Consider the following 24,997-nt stretch of genomic DNA (forward strand, 5'->3'; position numbering starts at 1 on the left):
AATTTCCTTAAGTAGTGGGTCACCTATTGAGAATTGGTGAATTTTCGGATAGACTCGAAACGCAGAGTAAAGTTTCCGAATAAAAGGAAGGGTTAGACTGATGGTAGCTTCGGTCCCCTTCATCATCGAGTTGTCAGTAGCGTTATCTATTTTTTCCCCTATTCAGGAGATGTTGAATGAGATCACTTAGGATGCGTCATCGTGGGTTTACGTTGATTGAATTGCTTGTTGTGATTGCAATCATCGCCATTCTGATCGCGCTGTTGCTTCCAGCGGTTCAGCAGGCCCGCGAAGCAGCACGCCGAACGCAGTGCAAAAACAATTTGAAGCAGATCGGTCTCGCGCTGCACAACTATCACGACGTGTTCGATCGCTTCGTGTATCAGAAGGGTGGCACGAACGGTTACGGCAGCACAGCACGAAACGACGGTAACTACAACCGACGCTCGGGCATGATCAGTCTGCTGCCGTATCTGGAGCAGGCGAATCTGTATCAGGCCGTTGAAGCTGGCGACACGTCAGGTGCCAATGGCCAAACATTGCCAGTTCCACCGGGTGGTGCTGCTCCGTGGAGCGGCTGGCGTGTCTGGTGGGTCCAGATTCCTTCACTCCGCTGTCCTACAGATCCCGGAATTATCACTGCACGTGGAACGTCGAATTACGCATTCTGTCGTGGCGACAGCTATGCTTACACATCGAACAACCGCGATGCGAATGCGAACAGTGGTCTGTTTGCACGCAACATTTGCTACGGTATTCGTGATATCACCGACGGTACCAGCAATACAATCGCATTCGGCGAGCGCGTTCAGGCAAGTTTTGGTCAGGGCGGAGCTGCCGGGCGTGACAAGCGTGAAGCGACCTACATGGGTGTTGCAGCGATCACAACAAGCGGTCCGGGCGCCTGCCTTGCGGCCGCCAACGCAGTGTTGAGCGGTGGCCGGTACACGACAGGTGCGAATGTGAAAGGAAAGTTCAGTTCAATCTGGCAGGATGGACAGCCGGAGAATGTTGCATTCAATACCGTTCTGGCCCCGAACGCACCGTCCTGCACCAACAACACCAACAACAATGCGGATTCTTCGTTTTCCATCCTGAATGCCAGCAGCTACCACACCGGAGGTGCTCAGGTATTGATGGCTGACGGATCAGTACACTTTATCAGTGAGAATATTGACACTGGTAATCTGGGTGCTGTAAAGAATACGACCAACGGTCCAAGCCCCTACGGCGTCTGGGGCGCTCTTGGAACTCGCATTGGTGGAGAAGTGATCGGGGAGTACTAAATCGACTTCTCCTGAGAGATTCGATCTGGTGAGTCTCGTGTAAACACATGAAAGAGGCAGCTGTTCAGCTGCCTCTTTCTTTCTTGATCTCCGGTGGAGTCTGCTGGTTCCAGATCTGCCGTAGAAACACGGGCAGATGGCGACGATAGAATTCGATGCCGGATTCCGCCAGCCTTCGATGCGCCACGCCCTTCATCTCCACAAACCTCGGCCTGATTCCGGTTCGAGACTTGTCAGGAGCGAACGACATAAGTCGTTTTCCCATTTCGATGGGGACGATGTCATCTGTGTTTCCATGAAAGCAAAGAATTGGTGTATCGATTGTCTTGATGAAGCTTGCCGAGTCGAATCGATCTCGCAGTAGCCATCGGACTGGGACCCATGGGTAATGAAAAGCTGCGGTTTCGACCATGGACGCAAAGGTAGCAACCAGGACAAGTCCAGCTGGCGTGGAGCCTGTACTGGACAGTGTTGAAGCCAGACGGACTGCGACAGCGCCACCAAGAGAGACTCCCGTCAGGCAGATTGAGTCGTCTGTATATCCCAATGATTTTGCAAAGTGCCACGCTGCGATTGCATCCCTGGCCAGTCCTTCCTCTGAAGGGGTGCCTGTGGAATCTCCATAGCCACGGTAGTCGATCGCAAGCAAACTGACGCCAAATTCATAGAACAGCTTGTACCAACCGAGACGACCAGACCGATTCCCTGCGTTGCCGTGAAGGAAGATGATCAGGCGAGAAGAATTCACTGCCTGTGAATTGTCGAAGGGGAGGTACCAGGCCCCGAGAGATTCGTTGTCCGGTGTGGGGATGCAAACGTCGCGAGCCGCGGGATAGTACTGAAGCAATTCGGGATAGAGAGCAACCTGAAGCAGACTGTTGCATTCAGGTTTGTAGATTAACCTGCGTTGAAGGGAAACAAGCATCGTGTTTGTTCAGGGGGGAATCGGATGAGCAGAACGTCACAACGCAGCCCTGCGTCCCGGTTGTGACTTTTGAATTGATTCAGTGCCACACGCCCCAGCTGTCGGCAACATCTTGGCAGGGCTGCATAGCCCGCCTGGATTGAGAGCCTGGCGTACATCTTCCATGACTTTCAAACTTTCCTCACTGAACAGTTTGGGCATGAAGTTGATCTTTTCAATGCCAATTCCGTGTTCTCCTGTGACACTTCCGCCGAGTTCGATACATCGGTCGAGTATTTCTTCACTCGCGAGAAGGACACGCTGCACCTGCTCGGAATCCCGTTCATCAAACAAGAGAATTGGGTGAATATTGCCATCGCCTGCATGAAAAACGTTCACGATTCGAATTGAGTGGCGATGGCCGATGTCAATGATGCTGGCAAGAATCTCCGGTAATCTTGTTCGTGGTACAACGCCATCCTGAGTGCAGTATCCTGAGCTCAGACGACCGATAGCGCCGAAGGCCTGCTTTCGGCACTTCCACAAGAGTGCTCTTTCTTCTTCCGTTGAGGACAGCCGGACTTCGCGTGCAGCGTTCGACTTGCAGAGCCGGGTAATGGTTTCGGCTTCAGCATCGACTGCACAATCCAGTCCGTCGACTTCTATCAACAGAACTGCGCCGGCATCGAGAGGAAAGCCAAAGTGGTACGCGGCCTCCAGGGCACCGACGATGCCCTGGTCCATCATCTCCAGTGCAGCCGGAATGATACCGGCACCGATGATACTGCTGATCGCTCGAGTCGCATCATCCACGGTTTCGAATACCGCCAGCATCGTCCGATAGGCTGACGGATCTCGTGTGATCTTTACCCAAACACGGGTCACCACGCCGAATGTACCTTCGCTGCCGACGAACAATCCGGTCAGGTCAAACGAATCTGTTTGCCCACATGGGCCGCCAAACTGAATGATTTCTCCGCTGGGATCAACGAACTCAACACCCAGAACATGGTTGACTGTCACACCATATTTCAAAGTGTGCGGGCCACCGGAATTTGTGGCAACGTTGCCACCGATTGTGCATGCTCCCTGACTTGAGGGATCTGGCGCGTAATGGAAGCCACTTCCAGCCAGAGCGCGTGTGAGACGCACATTGACGACGCCAGGTTCCACGACGGCATACCTGTCCCGAAGATTGATCTCCAGAATGCGATTCATTCGAGTCAGCGAGATCATTACGCCACCGCCGACAGGCAGGCATCCACCTGCAAGACTTGTCCCGGCTCCCCGAGGAACAAACGGGACTCCGTACTGGTTACACGCGATGACGATGCGACTAATCTGGTCACTATTGCGAGGGAAGACGACGACGTCAGGGACGGCTTTCTCCACGACGTATCCGTCGCATTCATACACGAGCAGTTCGTCTGAAGAATCGAGTACCGCATCCCGACCTGCTATCTCGCACAACTGCCGAATGAACTCAGGCGTAACGATGGGGTTAGTAGATGGCATTGATTCGGCCTGCGTGGAAGATAACTGTCACGGAGAGAAGAAAGCAGGGTGCTGAAACAAGAACTATCGACAGCGCTCTGAATGCAAATATCCGGAGCAAAGTTTTTACGTCCGGGCTCAGGATCGGAGTTTCTGTTCCCGAAATTCGCATAAAGAGGTCAGGACTAGTACCCAAGGCCATTTTTTCGAATGTGCACGTATGGATCAAATCCACCAGGGTCCTGATGTGCATGAGCTACCGTGATGTTTGCCAGCCAGATCACGTGATCGCCAGCATCCAATTTCGATTCCAGCACACCCTCCATTGATGCCATAGCCCCTTTGAGAACCGGTAAACCGTTGTTTCCTTCAGTGGTCTCGATGCCCTGGAATGCATTGGCATCGGGCTCAAAGCCTTTTCCAAAATGACCGAACAACACTTTGTCTCCTTTGGCAACCTGATTGAGTGTGATGGCAGAACCCACTGCCAGCCAGTCGTTCAGGTAGCGAGACTTGTTGACGGCAATTGTCACCTGAGGTGGCGCGAACGAAGCCTGCTGAATCCAGCTTGCAAGCAGGCCTGTGCTTCTTCCATCCGGTCCGCCGGCAACCAGGATAAAGACGCCGCTTGGTATTCGGCCGAGAACCGGAGCAATCGAAGAGCAGGGTTCAGAAGTATTGGATTCGGTCATCGGGCTCTACTTTCCGTTGGGTCGGTCAAACAAATTTGCGAAATCTGCTGGTCAGCACACAGCGCCGGCAACTCAGCCACCAATGGAATGCATCGGGCGATTCGGCTGTATGAAGCGGGCTGTATTGATTTCGTGGCCTTCTTTCTTGTCAGCAATGCATCTTATCATCGCATCGGCAATTCTGTCGTCGGACTGCTGGTCTCTAAGCAATGGTTTGATATCTGTTTCTTCAAGGCTGAACAAACAGTTTCTCAGTTTGCCATCTGCAGTTAATCGGAAGCGATTGCACGAGCCACAGAATGGCCTGGATACGCTTGCGATTAATCCAATTTGTCCGCAGCCATCCCCAAAACGGTAATCCTGCGATGGTGAGCTCGCGTTTCCGAATTGGACGGGCTCAAGACTGCCAAACTCTGCTTCGAGGCGGGCAATGATTTCATGGGCGAACAGGACTTTTTCACGCTGCCACTTCGCATCTGCATCGAGAGGCATAAATTCGATGAATCGAACGATGGTGTTCGTTTCCCTGGCCAGGCGGCCAAATGGCACGATCTGATCTTCGGTGAGGCCACGTATCGAAACAGCATTCAACTTGATAGGTTCGAAGCCTGCATCGCGGGCCGATTGAATGCCTTCAATGACTTTCTCGTAACCTTCACGACGAGTAATCCTGCGGAAAACCGCGGGATCAAGTGCATCCAGACTGATGTTCAGGCGGGCGAGGCCGGCGTCTCGCAGTTGACGGGCCTGTTCCGCAAGCAAAATACCATTTGTCGTCATCCCGATGTCGCGAATGCCCGGGATTTTCACGAGCAACGAGATCAGCTTGTGAAGATCTCTTCTCACCAGGGGTTCACCACCCGTCAATCGGATGCGATCAATGCCAAGGCCTGCACTGATGGTTGCCACTCGCGTGATTTCTTCAAACGTGAGCAGGTGATCTTTGGGCAGAAACTCTACGTTGTCTGCCGGCATACAATAAAAGCAGCGAATATTGCATCGATCTGTGACGCTGATGCGAAGATTATTGTGTTGTCGACCGAATCGATCCACGAGTTTGCGATCGAACTCTTCTGCATTCGGGCCATTCGCGTCATTACATTCGTCAGCCATTGGGGTGTACCCATTCGGTGGAACCGTCCACATAATTCTCCTGTTTCCAGACCGGCACTCTCTCTTTAAGCGTGTCGATCAACCATCGTCCAGCCTCGAAAGCGTCAGCGCGATGGGGAGCACTGACCGCGACTGCAACACTGATCTCACCAAGACCAAGGGATCCGATACGGTGGACAATCCCAACATTGCAGACGCGGTGATTTCTTCGAACTTCTTCTTCGAGTTCAGTCATTGCCGACTTTGCCATCTCCGGATAGGCTTCGTACGTGAGGGAAGCGGTCTGCAAATCGTTGGTGAATTCTCGCACCGTTCCAAGAAACAGAACGACTGCTCCAGCACGATGATCGCGGACGGATTCTGTCAGGCTGGAATAGTCGATGACGTCTTCTGTCAGTTCAATCATTATCGCTTCTGCTTAGAGTGGAAGTTCAAAGAGCGGTTGATCTCCAATCGTCTCGAACGATGTGTCTCCGACAAAGATAGCTCCTGCCTGCGGATGTCTTTTCTGCTGGTCTGCGGGCATATGCTCAACCGCCGAAGTCAACACAAGACGGACACGGCCTTCGTGTTCAATTAGCTGGGGGCATGTGACACGCGGAGACCCAGCGCAGGTCCAGATGGTTTCGAGTTGCCCCTCCTGCAGAGAATACTGCCTGGCGGCCCCGAAGTGTGGATCTCCCGGATCGTACAGTGCGACGATCAGGCTCTTATGGTCTGGTGTGACAATCATTCCGTCCGGAAAGACCTCTTCATCTGAGAGGTCAACGATCACCCTTGGTTCAGAAAGGATGCCGGCATCAATATTCAGGACGCTGGAAGTAATTGTCTTTGAAGGTGAATCGATATCGATCAGATTCAGCACACCGTCGTCATCGCGAACGATGGCTTTCCCGTTCGAACAAATCTGGTCGTCCCGGAGCTGGATCAACTGCCTGTCACTTCTGCGCCAGAGGTAGAGACCGGCTTTCTTTGTCTTAAATTCCAGTTCTTTGCAGCCGAGAACCAAATTCCCTTCAAAGATGACTCCGTCATTGATGATGGTGTTCGTCGTGTTTCGGTCCACTTCCGTGGCGAATGCCGTCCAGCTTTGATTCGAGGTGTCAAACAATCCAAGCTCTCGTTCGACTCCTGCAACGAAGACGCCCGCGCTTGTGGTTGGAAAAGCAAACCCAGGCCGGCCGGGTAATTCGAACGATCTGTTTTGCCGTGTTCTTGTGTCAAGGAGATTGATAGAGCCGCTGGACGACGCAGCTCCGTGTTGAATGGCCACCCAACTCATCAGGTCTGGTCCTGCGGTGTATGGACCTTCCGGGAGAAACCGAAGTTCTTCTGATTCCGGGTGGAAGAGCACTTCCGTTTCAATAATCTTCATTAACGGGATCCTTCGAGTACGGAAAGTCGCTGTTGGTTTGTGCCGGTTCGAGAAAACTGTTCGCGGACAATGAAACAAACGCCAAAAACAGTCCGTTTGATGCGGCAGTGATTTCTCACCAAATCACTTTTTAACAGATCACGCGGTTCCCACAACGAATTCGGCTTGGCTCGGTTGAACATCACGAAGGAAATCGCAATCCTTCACGTCTCGTGAGATCGTTTCAGAGTATTTGAAAAGGATTATAAGATGTCCATGTACGTAGGCGAATCGCTGAAAGGCGATGGCAATGAAGTTGCTCATATTGACCTTCTGATCGGTGACAAGGCTGGTCCGGTTGGCGTTGCATTCGCCAATGCACTGGCAGACCAGAAAATGGGTCACAGCAACCTTCTGGCAGTTCTGACGCCGAACATTGCCGTAAAGCCTTCGACCGTCATGATCACCAAGGTCACGATCAAGGGCGCGCGTCAGGCCGTTCAGATGTTTGGGCCAGCTCAAAAGGCCGTTGCGGACGCCGTGACGGATTGCGTGAAGTCCGGAGTCATCCCGAAAGACCAGTGCGAGAATCTTTGCATCGTCTGCGGTGTATTCATTCACTGGGAAGCAGCCGATGACAAGAAGATCTACGAATACAACTACGAAGCTACCAAAGAATCGATCGAGCGAGCCATGAAGAATTCTCCTTCCGTGGATGAAGTTCTGGCCGCACGTGACACCGCTTCTCACCCGTTCTACGTTGCTTAATCGACCTCAGGCGAATGCTGAGCGTTCAGATTCTTGATCGGCGACGCTGATGAACAACCAAAGCCACCGGAATATTCCGGTGGCTTTTTTCGTGATCAACGCGTAAGTACCGAACGCGGTGGGAGCAGCTCTTCCTCTGTGAATCTTCTGGCCCCAAAAAAGCTGGCTTACAGCCCCGAGATCATGTTTTGAGCGTACTCCTGAAGTCCGCTTCTTTGCTGAGGAGTGAGTTGAACTGCAATGCGGTCACCTTCGCGGAGTCCGGCGGTGACACAGACAGCCTCATCGTTTGATTCACCCACCTGGATCGCTCGAGGCTGCAAGCCTGCATCCTCATAGACCCACACAAAATTCCGGCCCCCGACGCCGACGACGGATTCATTCGGAACCGTTAACGCGTCAACATCTTCGAATAGTGAGATGGTAACATTGGCATCCATCTTCAGCCGGATGATCGACGCCTGTTCGGGCGTGGGCTTCAGTTGAATGTCCAGGTAGTAGTCGCGAACGTCCGGCGTGTAATAGCTGCGAGATTTTGGGTAGTTGGAAATGTGCACGATTTCACCGGCGACGGGAGTCTCTTCAAACCCTTTCAGTTGCACGCTCACGGGTGTGCCGATACGAACACGGGTGATCAGCGATTCGTGAAGAGAGACGGTGACTTTTTTGTGGCGTTCGTCTGGAATGCGGAAAATCGGCTGCTGGAAATAGGCTCGTTTTCCCTCTTCCACCGATCTGCGTCCGCGACTGAGGTCATACCAGGAATTTGCGTAAATGACCTGCCCATCGGAAGGGGCCTTCATGGTGCAGGCTGCGATACTTTCACGAGCTGAATTCACGTATCGTTCGTAGATCTGGACACGTCGTTCATTTGCAAGCGTCGTGAGCCTGGCCTTTGTTTCCGCCAGAGAATTCATGATTTCCGTACGCAGAACGTCTCGGTCAGCGTTGCTCGCTCGAAACTGCAGCCGGAGTTCATTTCTTGGGTGGGTGAATTCGTTGCTGAGAAAAAGGTCTGCCTGCAGTTTCCGAACACCCTCTGTTTTCTGCTGAAGAATGAAATTGGCCTGATCCAGCGTTCGGTGGTTGACAAAACCCTGCGCCCAAAGCCGTTCGGTATAGGCGAACTCTTCACGCGCTGATTCGAGTTGTTCCTGCCAGAGTGAGAGGTCCTGCTCAAGTTTATCCAGAAGCTGAGGATGGGTCGCGTGCAGATACTGATCACGCTCATTCAAAGCTGTTTGAGCGGCAAACTTGGACTGTGCGAGTCTGCGTTCATTCGCGGATTTCAGCAATTCCTCGTCCTGAACAGAGCCCTCAAGAGTTGCCCTTGCGCGTATCAGGGGTACATCTCTGGCCCGCAGAAACTCCTCGACTTCTGACGAATCCAGTACGCAAACGATATCGCCCTTCTGAACCCAGGTTCCTTCGGGCACGATGCTGAGGATCGTCGTGGACCATCGACACTCTGACGAAACAGTCTCCGACTTGAGTGGTTCGACGTTTCCAGTGAGTTCGATGACGTCAGAGAAATGGCGAGGCTGGACATCATACAGAGAGAGTTCAACCGGCTCATGATCCCGGTTTACGGCTCCCACCCCTGCCAGCAACACCAGCGCAACCAGCAATGCGGAGCAGGATGCTCGAAACAGGTGGGCGGTCGTCCATCGAATGCTCGGCATGGGCGATTTTTCTGTGAGGGAATCAGGAGGCCGCGCGGCAGCCGCCTCAGACGAGGACCTTGCCATCACGGTGAAATGTACGGAGATTTGTGTCTGACGGGGGAGGGAGGTGTGTCAGACGGCAGGAATATCGATCAACACGTTTATTATCGGCACCAAATTAAGTTTATCAACACTAAAGGTATTCTGTGGGACGGTCGTCAGCAGTCAAATCAAAGTTGGCAGTGGCATCCTTCAATGCCACAATTTCCCGGAATCAATCCATTGCGTCCCCAAAATCGGGCAACATCCTGTCGCGGGGCGAACTGCTTGTCGCAATTCTGCGTCTGGGTCCGGTTGAAAGAGTGTTGCGGGTTTCTGTAAATCCAACTGGTGTCTAGAATTCGGCCCGACACAAAGTGACGGGCCGTTCCTGTTGGATGGGCGGAAACTCCTGCGAGTTTTGCCTTGAAGTGTGAACAGGAAGCGGCACGATTTGAATCGACCGAAACGTTCCTACGCAGTTAACGCTTGTTCAGCAGATCAACCCAAATTCAATGACCAGCAAACCCGACATCCGTGAAATTCTTGACCAGCGCATCATGATCATCGACGGGTCGATGGGCGCGCTGATTATGGCGAATAACCCTACCGAAGAGCAGTATCGCGGCGAACGCTTCAAAAAGCACCATATCGACGTCCGCAACGCCACCGACCTGCTGGTCCTGACACAGCCTGATCTGATCAGTGGGATTCATCGACAGTATCTGGACGCCGGTGCGGATATCATCGAAACCGACACCTTCAATGCGTCGATTGTCGGCATGAAGGAGTTTGAACTGTCTCATTTGGTGCGCGAACTCAACCAAACCGGTGCGGAACTGGCACGCAAATGCGCCGACGAATACACGGCAAAGAATTCTAAGAAGCCGCGATACGTGGCCGGCAGTATTGGCCCGACCAATGTGCAGTTATCGATGAATGCCGATGCACCCGGCACTCGCGTTGTGACGTTCGATGCCATGGTGGAATCTTACGCCGAACAGGTTCGAGGACTACTGGACGGGGGAGTCGATCTGCTGCTGCCCGAAACCAGCTTCGACACGCTGAACATGAAGTCCTGCCTGTTCGCCATTTCGAAAGTCTTCGAGGAACGCGGTACGGAAGTTCCCGTGATGATTTCGGGAACGGTGTTTGCCGGTGGAGTGACTTTGCTGGGGCAAACGGCGGAAGCCTTCTACACGGCAGTCGAACACTTCCCGTCATTGAGCATCGGGTTCAACTGCGCGCTGGGGCCCGCTCAGATGAAGCCGTATTTGCAGACGCTGTCTGAGATATCAACTCGATACGTGACCTGCTATCCCAATGCCGGCATGCCCGACGGCATGGGAGGCTTCGACAACACGGCCGCTGAATTTACAGAAGCGATTGTCAGTGCGGCGAAGGCCGGACTGGTGAACGTCGTCGGCGGCTGCTGCGGAACGACGCCGGAATTCATCGCGAGCGCGGCCGAAGCCGTCAAGAATATGAAGCCCCGCAAGCCGTCATCCGGCACAGGTAACTCAACCTATTCCGGCTTTGACTATCTGGAACTGCGACCGGAATCCAACTTCCTGAATGTCGGCGAACGGACCAACGTCACGGGCTCGCGGATGTTTGCTCGTTTGATCCGAGAAGAAAAATACGACGAAGCTCTGAGTGTCGCGGCCAACCAGGTCGAGGGCGGTGCTCAGGTGATCGATGTCAATATGGACGAAGGCCTGCTGGATGGGCCTCGGTGCATGGAAAAATTCCTGTGGCTGCTGCATGACGACAACGTTCGCGTGCCGATCATGATCGATAGTTCCGACTGGAATGTGATCGAAGCCGGTCTGAAGTGTGTGCATGGTAAGTGCATCGTTAACAGCATCAGTCTGAAGGAAGGCGAAGAAGAATTCCTGCGCAAAGCGAAACTGATTCGTCGTTATGGGGCCGCCACCATTGTCATGGCCTTTGACGAAGTTGGTCAGGCAGCGACTCGAGAAGACAAAGTGCGCATCTGCAAACGCGCTTACAAATTGTTGACAGAGAAAGCCGACTTTCCGCCCACGGACATCATCTTCGATCCGAACATTCTGACAGTGGGCACCGGCATGGAAGAACATGCCAACTACGCCGTCGACTTTATCGAAGCGGTACGCGACATCAAACGCGAATGTCCGGGCGCGAAAACATCGGGCGGCGTCAGCAATGTCAGCTTCAGTTTTCGGGGTAACAATGTCGTCCGTGAAGCCATGAATGCTGCGTTTCTGTATCACGCCGTGGCTGCCGGGCTGGACATGGGGATCGTGAACCCGGCTCAGTTGGAGGTCTATGACGAAATCGACAAGGAACTGCTGGTCTACATCGAGGATGTGTTGCTGAATCGACGTCCGGACGCAACAGAACGCCTCATCGAATATGCCGAAACCGTCAAGGAAAAAGCGGGAGGCGAAAAACGCACCGACGAATGGCGCAACGGTACCGTCGAGGATCGGCTCAAGCATGCGTTGCTGAAAGGCATTCTGGATCATATCGACGGCGACATCGAAGAAGCCCGGCTAAAATACGGCCGCCCGCTGGACATCATTCAGGGCCCGCTGATGGACGGGATGAATGTTGTCGGCGAACTGTTCGGCAGCGGCAAGATGTTTCTGCCACAGGTTGTGAAATCTGCTCGAGTCATGAAGAAGGCTGTCGCCTGGCTGGAACCCTTCATGGAAGCCGAAAAAGCAGCGGCAGCAGCAGGTACGACGTCACGGCATTTCAACGAAGCTGGCCTCTTTAACGCAACTCGCGATGATGCCATAGCGCTGGCCGAGAGTTTGCAGGTGGCGGGCGAAGCTGTCGAACAGGGCAACCGCGGTACCTTCTTGATTGCCACTGTCAAAGGGGATGTTCACGACATTGGCAAGAATATCGTCGCGGTTGTTTTGCGATGCAATAACTTCAAGGTCATCGATCTGGGAGTGATGGTGTCGTGTGAAAGAATTCTCGAAGAGGCTCGAAAGCACAACGCGGATATCATCGGTCTCAGCGGTCTGATTACACCGTCGCTGGAAGAGATGATTATTGTCGCACGCGCGATGGAAGAGCAGGGTTTTACGGTTCCGTTGCTGGTCGGTGGCGCGACGACCAGCGCCAAACATACTGCCGTAAAGATTGCTCCTGCGTACAGTCAGCCGGTCGTGCATGTGGGTGACGCATCTTTGTCTGTGGGAGTCGTGGAAGCTCTGCTGGACCCCGATCGTAAAGACGATTTCGTCGCGAAAAATTTGGAAGCTCAGCGGCGGTCCAAGGCGTCCTTCAACCAGCGTCAGCAGGTCAAACTGGTTCCTTACGAAGAAGCATTGTCGAAGCGATTCACGATCAACTGGGACAAATATGATCCGCCGATTCCTGAGTTCACAGGTGTGCGAGTGATTGAAGAAATGCCGCTCACCGAACTGGTGCAGTACATCGACTGGTCACCATTCTTCAGTAGTTGGCAGCTGATCGGGAAGTATCCGAAGATTCTGGACGACGCTGTGGTGGGCGAGGAAGCTCGCAAGCTGTGGCAGGATGCTCAGAATGAACTCCAGCTGTTGCTGAAGAACAAGAGCATCACTGCCAAAGCTGTCTACGGTTTCTGGCCAGCGAACTCAGACGGCGACGATATCATCTTGTGGACCGATGAATCTCGTACCGAAGAACTGATGCGGTTCCCGATGCTCAGACAGCAATGGGAACGAGTCGGTCAGAAAGATTTTCGCAGTCTGGCGGATTATGTAGCCCCGATTGCGGAGAACCGACGTCTCAAAGCCTTTCAGGCTGAAGGGGAGGAAGTCGAATCGCTCCTGCATAACGACTACATCGGTGCGTTTGCCGTTACGGCAGGGTTTGGCTGTGATGAACTCGCAAAAGAGCTGGAAGAATCCGGCGATGACTACCGCGCCATTATGATCAAGGCACTTGCTGATCGTTTTGCGGAAGCATTTGCCGAGGCGCTGCATGTCAAAGCACGTCGCGACTGGGGTTATGGAGCCAACGAATCATTGAATAATGAACAATTAATTGAAGAAAAATACCTTGGCATTCGTCCAGCATTTGGCTACCCGTCGTGTCCCGACCATCTTCCCAAAGGTGATCTCTGGAAGTTGATGGATGTGGAAAACAACATCGGCATGCAACTTACTTCCTCATACGCCATGTGGCCGGCGGCATCTGTGAGTGGTTTGTACTTCAGTCTTCCGGAAAGTCGTTACTTTGCCGTGGATCGATTGACGCGGGACCAGGTCGAGAACTACGCGGCTCGAAAAGGAATGTCTGTCAAAGAGATCGAACGCTGGCTTGCCCCCAATCTTGGTTACGAGCCGTCTTGAGAGTCCCCGAATCCGGCTGCTGATTTACCGATGCGTTAGTGGACTGGACTGGTATGAGTGGCCAGAAACAAGAAGGATCGCACCGATGGCCGCGACGAATTGCGTTGCGTGCGGGGGCGGTGTTTTTCAGCCTGCTGCTCTGTGCTGCATTCGAGGGAGTTCTCGCGGTTTTCGATGTTGCGCCGCCTGAAGCGGCTGATGATCCGTTTGTTGGTTTCGCGTCAATCAGACGCTTGTTCACGCTGTCACCTGACGGGCGGTTTTGGCAAGTGTCTGCCGAACGTCGTGGATTCTTTGAACATGATGAATTCGAGGTGCACAAGCCGAAAAATGAGTTTCGCATTTTCGCCTTTGGTGGGTCCACCGTACAGGGCAACCCTTATTCCATTGAAACCAGCTTTACGCGTTTTCTTGAGCAGTCACTCAACCACGCTCAGCCGTCGGCGCAGTGGCGAGTTGTCAATTGTGGTGGTATTTCTTACGCCAGTTATCGCCTGGTGCCGTTAATGCAGGAATGTCTTCAGTACCAGCCCGATCTGATGATTGTCTGCACCGGCCACAATGAATTCCTCGAAGACATCACGTACAGCACAATTCGAAATACGGGATCCCCGATAGCCTCAGTCTACTCAGTCCTGGGGCGGTTCCGCTCTTATCGTCTGATTCGAAATCTGATATCGGATTCGCGCCAACAACGCCGCGAGCAACCTCTGTCAGTTTCTGAATCGTCGGAGTCGACAAAGACTGTCCCGTCCGCCGGGGCAAAGCCGGTGTTGAGTCAGGAAGTCGACGCGTTGCTGGATCATGAAGGCGGGCTTGAGGCCTATGTCCGCGACGACGTGCACGCGGATCTCGTAGTTCGGCACTTCGGGAGCAATTTGCGACGAATGCGGACAATTTGCGACAATGCCGGGGTTCCGTTTCTTCTCATACAACCTCCGTCAAACCTTGCGGACAGCCCGCCATTCAAGTCGACATTCTCGGAACAGACTACAGCCAGCCAGCAGGACGCCATCGCGGATCATCTTTCTACCGCCGCTGCTGAAATGCGAACAAATTCCGATGCCGCCCTGAGAGAACTTGAACAGGCCGCCAGTCTCGATAATCGCTTTGCGTTCACCTGGTACCAGATCGGACATGTGCGACTTGCGCTGGGTGATGTCGTTGGAGCGAAACTTGCCTTTGTGAAGGCACGTGACGAGGACGTATGTCCGCTGCGCATGACGACCGCGCTGGAAGCTGCGATGCACCAAATGAAGGATGAAACGGAAAGCCATTTCATAGACGCGGCTGCAGTGCTGAGTGAAAAATCCGGCCAGTCTATCATCGGTGATAATGTATTGGTCGATCACATCCATCCATCATTCCGTGGTCATCAATGGATTGCAGTTGCCATTGCAGAATGGATGGAAGCGGAGGGCCTGCTGATCGCAGAGAATTCTCTCTGGGGGCAGCAGGTAGACCTGGTGTTTGAACAGCACATTCAGTCGCTTGACAATATGTACTTCCTGAAAGGCCGGCGACGTCTTCAGGATTTGATGGGATGGGCCGCCGGACGCGCGGAAGGGCCGCCGATCGTGCGGCAGAAACGCAGTTATGAAGGAACGTCGGCGGCAGGAGCACCTGGGCGGTCGCCCCTTTAGCAGCTCGTTAAAAACCGGAATTGGCTCGACCATCAGACCTTAAAACACGACGGCTTCAGTCGTCCTGCGTGACTGTCCCGGTTTCTTAACGGACAGCCAGCCGGGATTTTCCTTTGATCCGGTCGCAGTCGGATCATTCAAATGTTCCATGGACGTCGCTCACCCAGCCACCATTTTGGCTTCCAGGCACCTTCCTTCAATCCAAATTTATTGATGGCGGCGTGGCGAATGATCTCTGCGACTTCCTGCGGATCATCAGTGAGTACAAACCGATCCACATCAACCGGGCTGATGGTGCCCTGGCCGAGCATGACTTCGCGGATGTATTCAATCATGGGCTGCCAGTAGTCCTTTCCCACCAGAATCAGCGGGTACTCTTCCATCTTTTTGGTTTGGACAAGCGTGGCGACCTCAAACAATTCGTCGAACGTCCCAAAGCCTCCGGGCACAGCGACGAATGCATACGAATATTTTGCCAGCATCAACTTGCGTACGAAGAAGTACTGGAAATCCACAAACGTATCGAGGTAAGGGTTCGGTTCCTGTTCCATTGGCAGGACGATGTTGCATCCAATACTGTGGCCTCCAGCCTGTTTTGCTCCGCGATTCGCAGCTTCCATCAGTCCCGGGCCACCCCCCGTCATCACAGTGAAACCTGCTTTCGAAACAGCGGCCGCCACTTCCACGGTTTTTTGGTAATAGGGATGATCTTCCCTGAATCGAGCGGAACCAAAGATGGTGACGCAGGGCCCAACGAAGTGCAGACGCCGAAATCCGTGTATCATTTCTTTCAACACACGCCATGCGAGTGCAAATTCACGGAAACGAGATTGCGGTCCCCGAAGGAAGCGTGTTTCCTGCGGGCGACGAGTGACGTTTCGAACAATTGAAGGATCCGTTTTGGTATCCATGTGAACATTCACAAGATAGAAGGCATGGACGAATTTCATTGTCAGCTCACCGACAATCGTCAGGGCGTGCCAGCAGAGCGGACAACCGTTACACTGAGCGTAGTTCAGAATGAAAACAGAAGTCGATGTCGTATCTTCGCTCTGCGAGTACAACGACCGACTTAAACGCACGGATAATCCATCCGGATCGCAGAATCTGGCAGGATGCGGGGGTTGCGGGTTGCTTCAGGCAACATCTGCGGGAGACGTTTGGTGTTGGAAAGAACTTCGGGGAAGAATTCTGAATCGGAAACGGATCGCGAAGAACGTCTGGCAAGTGTGCTCGACGAAGTCCTTCACGGTGGCACGGAAGCGTCGTCTGATGCCAGATTGAGCATGGCCGTCAGGCAGCACCCGGATCTGGCTGCAGATCTTCGTGAGCTGTGGGCGACCGCGATGATTGCAAATGATGTCGCGATGTTCCAGTCCGCTGAAGTCAGCAGAATCATCGATGGAACCGGATCCGGCCCGCTGAAGACACCCGACTGGAGTCTTTCCGGCGGTAATGCCGCCGGGGCACAGATTGGAAACTACGAGTTACAGGAAGAGATTGGTCGCGGAGGGATGGGAGTCGTCTACCGCGCGTACCAGCGCGATCTCAAGCGTTCCGTCGCGTTAAAGATGATTCCAAACGCAGCCTTTGCGTCTTCACAGGACCTCGCCCGTCTGCGTGCCGAGGCAATTGCCGCGGCCAGTCTCGCACATCCAAATATTGTTCCCGTTTATGATGTTGGTGAATACAATGGTCAGCCCTGGTTCAGTATGCAACTGATCGAGGGGCATACTCTTTCTCAGTTGCTGGCCAGAGGCCCCATTTCCAGTCGCGATGCCGTATCAATTCTGCTGCCTGTGGTGGATGCAATTGGTACTGCCCACCGGGCTGGCCTGCTGCATCGTGATTTGAAGCCATCCAACATATTGATTGCAGAAGGTGGCGTTCCGTTTGTTACGGACTTTGGTCTGGCCAAACGTGTCCATAGTGCGGACGGCTCTGCGGACTTAAGTCATCATTCGATCCGGTCTGGAATGATGACTGCCGGTTCCGCAATGTCCGGCCTGACACAAACCGGAGCAATACTCGGGACGCCCGCGTGGATGTCTCCGGAACAGGCGGCCGGGCAGGTTGAGTCGATCGATGTGACGACGGATATCTACAGTCTGGGAGCCATTCTTTATGCGATGTTGACGGGGCGTCCGCCATTTCAGGCAGCTTCGCCCCTGGACACGCTCCTGATGGTGATGGAGCAGGATCCACCATCGATCAGACTTCTGAATCCTGCGATCGACAGCGACCTCGCGATGGTGGTTCTCAAGTGTCTGCAAAAGCCACGTGACCTGCGATACTCATCCACCGACCAGCTTGCCGCGGATTTGAAGGCATGGTTAAACAGCGAACCTGTTAGCGCTCGACAATCGACTGTCATGCAGGTTATGACGAGACTCTTCCGCGAATCGCATCAGGCAGCAATTCTTGAGAACTGGGGCCTGCTGTGGATGTGGCACAGCCTGGTGCTCGTCCTGCTTTGTTTTATCACCAACGCATTTCAACTTTGGGGAGTAGACCATCGAACCCCATACGTTGCTCTGTGGGTTGTCGGGTTGGGACTATGGGCCGCTATTTTCTGGAATCTTCGACATCGCGCTGGTCCGATCACAGCCATCGAACGTCAGATTGCTCACGTTTGGGCTGGCAGTATGATCGCTTCGACGATGTTGTTCGCAGTGGAATGGATCATGGATCGGTCGGTTCTTGAACTCTCCCCGGTACTCGGGACGATTGCGGGAATTGTCTTTCTTGTGAAAGCGGGAATGCTGTCCGGCAGTTTCTATATCCAGGCAGCTTTGCTGTTCGCAACTTCACCACTGATGGCAGCAATGCAGCAAAGCAATTTACCGAATTTCAGTATTGCCCTGTTCGGGCTGATCAGCGGTTCGACATTCTTCTTCCCGGGCCTGAAGTATTACCGCCAGCAGCAGCGAACCGCCAGAGGCCGACGCAGTTTGAAATGACCAGAATGCAGAAAACCGCATTCGCGATCGGTTTCCCGATCGGATGCGGTTTCTGTCTGTGTACTGCCCTGCAGGAGGATCCAATGTTTACATGCGGTATTTTCGATTTTCGCGGCTGAAGTCTTCAGCAACTAGTTCTGCGTCAAAGTTGACAGATGTAAACGAATAGTTTTCGATCAGGGTCATCTCGTCCAGTTCATCCGGGCTCATACCTTCAGCGTCGGTGGCCCAGGTAAAGTTCCTTGCCATCAAAGGCAGGTGACGTCGGGAATCGACAAGAATGATGCTCTTACGATAGGTTGGATGTGCTTCTGAGTTTTCATATTCGAACGAGAAGCACATGCAGTCATGATTGTCAAATTCCTGATTGGGCAGTCGCCGACATCTGACGCCATAGCCGCGTTTCAGATCGTTCTCGCGATGGTGAACGATCTGCTTGATCATCCCCAGAAGCCCCGCTTCGGTCACGGGGTATCGTGATTCCGACATTGCCCGTTCGCCCTTTGGGTCGAGCTTGATAGCGGGCAGCAATCGTCCTTTGAGTCCACCCAGTTTGACGACCATTTGGCCATCTTCGTATTGATCGCTGTAAAGGACCTGCCGTCCGGCGTCTCCGTTCTTCCACTTCATGTAGACGCTGAATGCTGGAGAATGCTGCACCTTCATCTCAATCGTCTGACTGCCGGTCAGATCACCATTGATGCGTTCCTGCTTCGTGAACAACGCCTGGTAGTGGTTCACATTTTCCAGCTGCTGCATTCCATCCCTCAGGAGGTAAACCATGAACTGGATGGCTTCCATATCGCTCAGAACTACCCCGGCATTTGTCCTGAGCTCGGGAGTCTCGTCAGCAGGCTCATTTATTTCGATCTTACGGTCACTGGGTGTGACATTCGCATCTGGCGGCAGAGGGACTTCGTCCTGGATAACGAAGTTGGCAGCGACTTCGGCGGCTGCAGTGACTTTGTCGTTATTCAGTTCTTCGCCAGCGGGTACCGGATCAAAGCTCGTGTAGAGCGCCAGTAAACTGGCCGTGCAAACTGTGATTGCCAAAGAATTGGAACCACGAACAGAGAAGCCGGAACGACAGGTGGTCATCAGGAAATTACCTCGCGGGGAAACAGCTTCGCCACGCCGTCTGAACAGACTCGGGCTGGCGGGCCATTGCAGGAATTTGACGGGCCAAATTCAATATCGAGGCTCCTCATTCGGAATCTGGCGGTACCCGGTCTCCCTACCGGTTGTGTTCGTGCCTGGTTCACTACAGAAGCGGAAATTGCCGATCGGCAAGCGGGACAGGATGAGTAGTGAGCGAAGCAACTAAAACATCGTCAAGGAGCACACACTCTTTGCCGCATGAATCGCCGGTTTTACATTTCCGCGACAGAGTCGATATTCGTTTCTGCTTTCAATCCGGCAAACTGTTTCGGTCAATGTCAAACTACTTGCTTTGCCTGACCGTTAATGTGCGACTATGCTCCACTTCTGCATCTGACACTCTGCGGCGGTTGCCGGTGTCGATGATCGCTTACTATCCCCGATCCGGAGTTTGCACTTCTATGTTTGGTTCTCATATCCCGGTCAGGCACCTGAGTCGGCCGACGTTGTCTTTCTCGTTTGCACTGTCATTACGAGTGATTCTGCTATTGGTGCTGACAACTCCATTGGGACTCAGCAGTTCGTTTGCGGGGGCCCCTCACCCGACTCGACCGTCGACATCGCTTCCGAATATTGTGATGATCATCTCAGACGATCAGTCCTGGACAGACTACGGGTTCATGGGCCATGAAACAATTCAGACCCCGCATTTGGATCGTTTGGCCTCTCGGAGTGCTGTATTTCCGAAAGGATACGTACCGACGGCACTTTGCCGACCTTCGCTCATGACGATGATCACCGGGAAGTACCCGCATCAGCACGGAGTCACCGGAAATGATCCGGCTCCGAATGCCGCTCTCTCGTCTGCTCAATACAACGCATTGAGAGAGCAATTGATCTCATATGTGGATTCAAGTGACACGTTGCCCAGACTGCTGGGGAAGCAGGGGTACGTCAGTCATCAAAGTGGCAAATGGTGGGAAGGCAACTTTTCCCGTGGTGGATTTACCGCCGGGATGACTCGGGGATTCCCCCAAAAGGGCGGACGTCATGGTGATGACGGGCTGGCTATTGGTCGTCAGGGAATGAAACCAGTGCTCGATTTTGTCGATGACGCTGCGGCCGCCAATAAGCCGTTCTTTCTCTGGTACGCTCCGTTTTTGCCGCATACGCCACACAATCCCCCAAAACGCCTGCTCGACAAATACAGTCAGCCGGGGCGCCCGGAAGAACTGGCAAAGTATTTTGCGATGTGCGAATGGTTCGATGAAACGTGTGGAGAATTACTGAACCACCTCGACGCCAGAAAGATGACGGACAATACCATCATCGTATACGTCTGTGATAATGGATGGATACAGGCAACGGCAGACAACAAACCGGATGCGCGATGGAAACAGGGATTCGCTCCTCGTTCGAAGCAATCCCCATACGATGGTGGCACGCGAACCCCAATCATGTTCTCCTGGCCTGGGCACTTCGATACAGGCATTCAGGACGAACGAATTAGTTCCGTTGACATTCTGCCCACAGTGCTGGATGCCATCGGAGAAACACCGCCAGCGGCGCTGCCTGGTCTTAGCCTGGTCCCTTTGCTGACTGGCAAAGGCAAAGTCGATCGGGATTACATCTATGGCGAAAGTTTTGCTCATGATGTCGCAGACGTAAAGAACCCTGAAGCTTCGTTGATGTATCGCTGGGTGATTCGTAATGGCAGAAAGCTGCTTCTGACCTATGATGCAAAGCCTGATCGCTACTCGGAAGCTCATGCTCACTACGAACGCAACCCGCAGCTTTTCGACCTTGACGCCGATCCGCATGAGAAAATTAATCTTGCAGCGGATCACCCGGCAGAAGTGAAGGAGTTGGCGGCGTTGCTGCAAAAAGAGTGGCCGGTGAAAAAGGCGCCAATCGGTCTGGCTCCGTAGAAGCGTCTATTATCTGGTCGTTGAAATTGCCGATCTCAACGTCTTCTCCCGGACCAGATACCGAGTTTTCGAACCCGAGCTTCCGCTTCCGCCCTGCGGAGTTCGGGTTCAATTTCTTCCGGCAATCCAAAGTCAGCCAGGACTTTTGCCATTCCGGACCGGACCGATTGAACGTTGATCGATGTCCCGTCTGGAAGATAGATCCAGGATAGCATCCTGCCATACTTATCTGTTTTCGGCATGCCCGTCTGCAGGATGACTTCTTTCCCGTCGACTTGTTCACGGAGCCAGGATTTCGATTCGTCGGCAAAAAAATCCGATGCGGTGCTGTCGTATGAGATCTCAGGGGCATCAATGCCAAGCAGTCGGACTCGCCGCGTATCGGTTAGCTCAACAGTGTCCCCGTCAATGACCCTGCCAACCCGTGCAGTAATGGAGTTCCAGGAATGGGCAGGGAGTGCAACAGACGGAAATGAAGTTGAACGAAGCAACAAGACGCGTGAGACAATGAGCAGGCACAGCGCCAGCATTGCCAGCTGTGAGGGACGAAGTCGCCGGATTCTGAGGCGACGATCACTCTTACCTGAGTCTCGTGCCAATCGCCTACTCCGGCGTTGTGACTTCTTTCAAGGTATCAGCGACTTCCCCACTGGTGTCATCGGATGCATCTTCCAGTGCTGAGTCTGCTGCAGCATCAGGTGCCACCGCGAACAATGCGGAAGTGTCTGCAAATGAAACATAAAGTCCAAGTACGATGGCAATCAGTCCCAGCCCGAATGGAATCGCCGGTTTCCATGGAGTCAGGTCTACCTGCTGCGTGTTGATTTGTTGCCAGTTGGTGGTTCGAGGTCGCACAGCACTGATTCCCAGCATCAGGGCAACGAGTCCGGCAAACACCACACCAAGGAAATGAAATTCATGCAGCTGGCCGGGACCGGATCCAATGGAATCTTTGATGCCCGGAACAAAGTAGCCGATGGAAATTGCTGCGAACCCCACCACCAGACCAATATTGGCAGCAATGGCGGGTACGCGTTTGCTCACCAGGCCAACAATCATCACGGAGAAGATTGGAATGAAGTACAGTCCATTCATTTTTTGCAGGTACCCGAAGATGCTGTCCTGTCCGACAAGCAAAGGTGCAAACAGCATGGCTGCGACCGCGATAATCCAGCCGAACCATTTCCCTGAACGGATGACATCCTCTTCGGTTGCGGCAGGAGCGATCATCTTCTTGTAGACACCCAGGCTGAAGAGCGTTGCCGTGCTGTTCAGAGCCGAGTTAAAACTGCTCAGAATTGCGCCCACGACGGCCGCTGCAAAGAAACCACGCAGCGAAGAAGGCAAGACTGCCTGGACAAGGTGGCCATAGGCATGGTCCCCTTGTATGCCTTCAGCTGAGTACAGATGGAACGCAATAATCCCGGGCAGAACCAATATGAGCGGTGCGAGAATTTTAAGTGCGCCAGCAAACAGGACGCCTTTTTGTCCTTCTTTCAGGCTGGATGCTCCAAACGTGCGCTGAATGATCTGCTGGTTCGTGCACCAGTAAAAGAGGTTAAGCAGCAGGACACCTGTGAACAGGGTGGAAAACGGGACGGACTGGTTTCCGGCACCGAGTGAGTTGAATTTATCGGGATGCTGTTCACGAAGGATCGACAGGGCCGTCATCGGATCGCTATTGATGGCCTTCAAGCCGTACCAGCTAATCATGATGCCACCGGTTAATAATCCAAATCCATTCAGCGTATCGCTGACTGCGACCGTGCGAAGTCCACCAAAAATGGCGTAGACAGCTCCGATCAACCCGATAACCCAGACCATCAGAGTTAAAGCTGCTTGTTGATTTTCGATTCCCGTCAGTGATTTGATATCGAGAATGCCATTCAGACCCGTGGCTCCGGTATACAGAATCATCGGCAACAGGATTCCTGCATAGGCAACGATAAAGATGATAGACGTGATCGTACGGGTATGCGTGTCGTATCGAAGCTCCAGAAACTCCGGGATGGTGGCGATACCGCTTTTCAGGTAACGCGGCAGAAAGATCAGCGCCATGACAACCAGAGACATGCCCGCGATGACTTCCCAGGCCATGACACAAAGGCCGTCGTTAAACGCGGCACCATTCAAACCAATCAATTGTTCTGTTGAAAGGTTTGTCAGCAGCAGTGAGCCGGCGATGTATCCGCCAGTCAGCGAACGACCCGCAAGAAAATACCCATCTGACGTATCGTGGCGATCACTCCTGGTCAGCACCCATGTGATAACACCAACAAGCGCAGTGAAGAAGATAAACGAACCTAACGTAAGCGGATCCATCAATATATCCCGACAACGACAAACAGCTCCAACGACGGAAACAGAAGACCGGGTAGGTTACCAGTCGGTGGAGGCCAATGAAAACGGGCCCGGCGGAGAATGATGACTTCCGGAGAATTCCACAGGACGCGCCCGCATTGTGTGGACATCTATCAGCCTGTTCAAAAACGGGACTGGCTCGAGCAGGAGACCTTAAAACACGATGGTTTCCAATCGTCCTGCCTGTCCCGGTTTTTCAACGGACGGTTATGTTATCGCCCGCACAATGGGAACTCCTCCGCGCGAACAAACCTGGTCGTACCGTCGCACGGAGCGAACCGGAAAGACGCGACCCGGAACGCTGGCTGCGGAATGTGAAGAGGGCCGTCCATGGGTCCTCGACGCTGTTGCGTCGTTAACTCCGGGGACAGGCCCGCGACCGGAAATCATGTCAGCCAGTGCAACTCCGGCGACTCTAGCTGTCCTTCGGCTGACCGAAATCAGCGGGAGGCGCGCCCATTTTGCTGAAACCACAATCCACATGCAGGACTTCGGCAGTGATGCCACTGGCGAGGTCGCTCAACAGGAACATACCTGATTTGCCAACCTCATCCGCCGTAATATTGCGACGCATTGGTGCAACAGCGTCATAGAGATCGAGCATCTGCTTAAAGTCTCCGACTCCCATAGCGCTGATGGTACGTACCGGCCCAGCGCTAATTGCATTGACTCTGACGCCGTCAGGGCCCAGTTCACTGGCCAGGTAGCGGACACCGCATTCCAGAGCAGCTTTGCACAGTCCCATGATGTTGTATCCTGGAATGACTTCCTCGCCGCCAAAGTAAGAGAGCGTCAGAATACTGGCGGTTTCGCTGAGGATGTCTTTGCGTTTCGCTGCACCTGCCACGGCCAGCAGGCTGTAAGCGCTGATTTCCATCGCAGTCTTGAAGCCATCACGACTACAGTTGTACGTTGGCCCGGTCAGGTCTCCTGGCGGAGCGAATGCCACGCTGTGCACAATAAAATCAATCTTGCCGAATTGTTCTGCCGCCTGATCCATGACCGCTGCCAGATGGTCATCATTGCAGACATCACAAGGCACAAGGAATTTCGCCCCGATGGGTTCGACCAGTTTCGCGACCTTGTTCTTGTTCTTTGGCCGATCGCCCGAATCCGGAAGGTGCGTGAATGCCATTTCCGCGCCTTCTTTGTGCAGGTTTTCCGTAATGGCCCATGCAATCGAGCGCTCGTTTGCAATCCCCAGAACGAGTCCCTTTTTGCCGGTAAACAGTCCCATTTCAATATACCTTTGACGATGTCAGTGTTGTTTCGAGCGAAACATTTCGGATGCTTGCACACTCGAACGAGTGGCAGGATTGTGCGAAGGATAGACTCTGGTCAACGGTTCTGAAAGCG

Annotated in this window: 18 protein-coding genes; 6 read left to right on the forward strand and 12 right to left on the reverse strand. The window is 53.4% G+C overall.

All coding sequences use genetic code 11. The annotated features are described in order from the left end of the window. The first annotated feature begins 176 nt into the window (after positions 1 to 176). Complete coding sequence (locus tag R3C20_17290; protein ID MEZ6042261.1) at positions 177 to 1,286, forward strand: DUF1559 domain-containing protein; 1,110 nt, start codon at positions 177 to 179, stop codon at positions 1,284 to 1,286. A gap of 64 nt (positions 1,287 to 1,350) precedes the next feature. On the opposite strand, the gene R3C20_17295 is transcribed toward R3C20_17290, so the two are convergent. The 6 genes from R3C20_17295 to R3C20_17320 all read right to left on the reverse strand — a co-directional run bounded on the left by R3C20_17295 (position 1,351) and on the right by R3C20_17320 (position 6,864). Further along, a complete protein-coding gene (locus R3C20_17295) occupies positions 1,351 to 2,211 on the reverse strand; it encodes an alpha/beta hydrolase (protein MEZ6042262.1) in 861 nt (286 codons plus the stop codon). 36 nt (positions 2,212 to 2,247) lie between these two features. Further along, positions 2,248 to 3,705, reverse strand: coding sequence for an FAD-linked oxidase C-terminal domain-containing protein (locus R3C20_17300; protein ID MEZ6042263.1), 1,458 nt, complete (start codon positions 3,703 to 3,705; stop codon positions 2,248 to 2,250). A gap of 164 nt (positions 3,706 to 3,869) precedes the next feature. After that, positions 3,870 to 4,376: a flavin reductase family protein gene (locus R3C20_17305; GenBank protein ID MEZ6042264.1), complete on the reverse strand. Its 507-nt coding sequence runs from the start codon at positions 4,374 to 4,376 to the stop codon at positions 3,870 to 3,872. A gap of 72 nt (positions 4,377 to 4,448) precedes the next feature. After that, positions 4,449 to 5,489 carry a GTP 3',8-cyclase MoaA gene (gene moaA / locus R3C20_17310; GenBank protein MEZ6042265.1) on the reverse strand — a complete coding sequence of 347 codons (1,041 nt, stop codon included), beginning with the start codon at positions 5,487 to 5,489 and terminating at the stop codon, positions 4,449 to 4,451. Further along, complete coding sequence (locus tag R3C20_17315) at positions 5,482 to 5,895, reverse strand: molybdenum cofactor biosynthesis protein MoaE (protein MEZ6042266.1); 414 nt, start codon at positions 5,893 to 5,895, stop codon at positions 5,482 to 5,484. Before R3C20_17315 ends, moaA begins: the two co-directional genes overlap by 8 nt. A 12-nt stretch (positions 5,896 to 5,907) precedes the next feature. Then, positions 5,908 to 6,864: an SMP-30/gluconolactonase/LRE family protein gene (locus R3C20_17320; GenBank protein MEZ6042267.1), complete on the reverse strand. Its 957-nt coding sequence runs from the start codon at positions 6,862 to 6,864 to the stop codon at positions 5,908 to 5,910. A gap of 249 nt (positions 6,865 to 7,113) precedes the next feature. On the opposite strand from R3C20_17320, the gene fae reads away from it, so the two are divergent. Then, the gene (gene fae, locus R3C20_17325) at positions 7,114 to 7,611 is read left to right on the forward strand and encodes a formaldehyde-activating enzyme (GenBank protein ID MEZ6042268.1); all 498 of its coding nucleotides are present in this window, start codon (positions 7,114 to 7,116) and stop codon (positions 7,609 to 7,611) included. A gap of 167 nt (positions 7,612 to 7,778) precedes the next feature. On the opposite strand, the gene R3C20_17330 is transcribed toward fae, so the two are convergent. Further along, positions 7,779 to 9,293 (reverse strand): HlyD family efflux transporter periplasmic adaptor subunit, encoded by a 1,515-nt coding sequence (locus R3C20_17330; GenBank protein MEZ6042269.1) that lies wholly within the window; start codon positions 9,291 to 9,293, stop codon positions 7,779 to 7,781. 536 nt (positions 9,294 to 9,829) lie between these two features. Between R3C20_17330 and metH the strand changes: the two genes are divergently transcribed. Further along, positions 9,830 to 13,651 carry a methionine synthase gene (gene metH / locus R3C20_17335; GenBank protein MEZ6042270.1) on the forward strand — a complete coding sequence of 1,274 codons (3,822 nt, stop codon included), beginning with the start codon at positions 9,830 to 9,832 and terminating at the stop codon, positions 13,649 to 13,651. Positions 13,652 to 13,920: 269 nt separating this feature from the next. After that, positions 13,921 to 15,294: a hypothetical protein gene (locus R3C20_17340; GenBank protein MEZ6042271.1), complete on the forward strand. Its 1,374-nt coding sequence runs from the start codon at positions 13,921 to 13,923 to the stop codon at positions 15,292 to 15,294. Positions 15,295 to 15,431: 137 nt separating this feature from the next. On the opposite strand, the gene R3C20_17345 is transcribed toward R3C20_17340, so the two are convergent. Then, the gene (locus R3C20_17345) at positions 15,432 to 16,376 is read right to left on the reverse strand and encodes a TIGR00730 family Rossman fold protein (GenBank protein MEZ6042272.1); all 945 of its coding nucleotides are present in this window, start codon (positions 16,374 to 16,376) and stop codon (positions 15,432 to 15,434) included. 81 nt (positions 16,377 to 16,457) lie between these two features. Here R3C20_17345 and R3C20_17350 point away from each other — a divergent pair, with 81 nt between their 5' ends. After that, positions 16,458 to 18,254, forward strand: coding sequence for a serine/threonine-protein kinase (locus R3C20_17350; GenBank protein MEZ6042273.1), 1,797 nt, complete (start codon positions 16,458 to 16,460; stop codon positions 18,252 to 18,254). An 87-nt stretch (positions 18,255 to 18,341) separates the two neighbouring features. Here R3C20_17350 and R3C20_17355 read toward each other — a convergent pair whose 3' ends face one another. Continuing rightward, positions 18,342 to 19,352: a DUF1571 domain-containing protein gene (locus R3C20_17355; protein MEZ6042274.1), complete on the reverse strand. Its 1,011-nt coding sequence runs from the start codon at positions 19,350 to 19,352 to the stop codon at positions 18,342 to 18,344. Positions 19,353 to 19,687: 335 nt separating this feature from the next. On the opposite strand from R3C20_17355, the gene R3C20_17360 reads away from it, so the two are divergent. Further along, positions 19,688 to 21,280, forward strand: coding sequence for a sulfatase (locus R3C20_17360; protein ID MEZ6042275.1), 1,593 nt, complete (start codon positions 19,688 to 19,690; stop codon positions 21,278 to 21,280). A gap of 35 nt (positions 21,281 to 21,315) precedes the next feature. On the opposite strand, the gene R3C20_17365 is transcribed toward R3C20_17360, so the two are convergent. The 3 genes from R3C20_17365 to R3C20_17375 all read right to left on the reverse strand — a co-directional run bounded on the left by R3C20_17365 (position 21,316) and on the right by R3C20_17375 (position 24,878). Next, a complete protein-coding gene (locus tag R3C20_17365; protein ID MEZ6042276.1) occupies positions 21,316 to 21,879 on the reverse strand; it encodes a thermonuclease family protein in 564 nt (187 codons plus the stop codon). A 4-nt stretch (positions 21,880 to 21,883) separates the two neighbouring features. Beyond that, positions 21,884 to 23,602 carry a solute:sodium symporter family transporter gene (locus R3C20_17370; protein MEZ6042277.1) on the reverse strand — a complete coding sequence of 573 codons (1,719 nt, stop codon included), beginning with the start codon at positions 23,600 to 23,602 and terminating at the stop codon, positions 21,884 to 21,886. A gap of 454 nt (positions 23,603 to 24,056) precedes the next feature. Continuing rightward, positions 24,057 to 24,878: an enoyl-ACP reductase gene (locus R3C20_17375; protein ID MEZ6042278.1), complete on the reverse strand. Its 822-nt coding sequence runs from the start codon at positions 24,876 to 24,878 to the stop codon at positions 24,057 to 24,059. Positions 24,879 to 24,997: the final 119 nt, after the last annotated feature.

It is taken from the genome of Planctomycetaceae bacterium (assembly GCA_041398825.1).
Lineage (GTDB): Bacteria > Planctomycetota > Planctomycetia > Planctomycetales > Planctomycetaceae > F1-80-MAGs062.

Coding starts and splice junctions, on each gene's coding strand:
- R3C20_17370 (MEZ6042277.1), bottom strand. CDS start 23,602: ATGGATCCGCTTACGTTAGGTTCGTTTATCTTCTTCACTGCGCTTGTT.
- R3C20_17315 (MEZ6042266.1), bottom strand. CDS start 5,895: ATGATTGAACTGACAGAAGACGTCATCGACTATTCCAGCCTGACAGAA.
- R3C20_17295 (MEZ6042262.1), bottom strand. CDS start 2,211: ATGCTTGTTTCCCTTCAACGCAGGTTAATCTACAAACCTGAATGCAAC.
- R3C20_17320 (MEZ6042267.1), bottom strand. CDS start 6,864: ATGAAGATTATTGAAACGGAAGTGCTCTTCCACCCGGAATCAGAAGAA.
- metH (MEZ6042270.1), top strand. CDS start 9,830: ATGACCAGCAAACCCGACATCCGTGAAATTCTTGACCAGCGCATCATG.
- R3C20_17360 (MEZ6042275.1), top strand. CDS start 19,688: ATGTCAAACTACTTGCTTTGCCTGACCGTTAATGTGCGACTATGCTCC.
- R3C20_17330 (MEZ6042269.1), bottom strand. CDS start 9,293: ATGCCGAGCATTCGATGGACGACCGCCCACCTGTTTCGAGCATCCTGC.
- R3C20_17375 (MEZ6042278.1), bottom strand. CDS start 24,878: ATGGGACTGTTTACCGGCAAAAAGGGACTCGTTCTGGGGATTGCAAAC.
- moaA (MEZ6042265.1), bottom strand. CDS start 5,489: ATGGCTGACGAATGTAATGACGCGAATGGCCCGAATGCAGAAGAGTTC.
- R3C20_17290 (MEZ6042261.1), top strand. CDS start 177: ATGAGATCACTTAGGATGCGTCATCGTGGGTTTACGTTGATTGAATTG.
- R3C20_17300 (MEZ6042263.1), bottom strand. CDS start 3,705: ATGCCATCTACTAACCCCATCGTTACGCCTGAGTTCATTCGGCAGTTG.
- R3C20_17305 (MEZ6042264.1), bottom strand. CDS start 4,376: ATGACCGAATCCAATACTTCTGAACCCTGCTCTTCGATTGCTCCGGTT.
- R3C20_17355 (MEZ6042274.1), bottom strand. CDS start 19,352: ATGACCACCTGTCGTTCCGGCTTCTCTGTTCGTGGTTCCAATTCTTTG.
- fae (MEZ6042268.1), top strand. CDS start 7,114: ATGTCCATGTACGTAGGCGAATCGCTGAAAGGCGATGGCAATGAAGTT.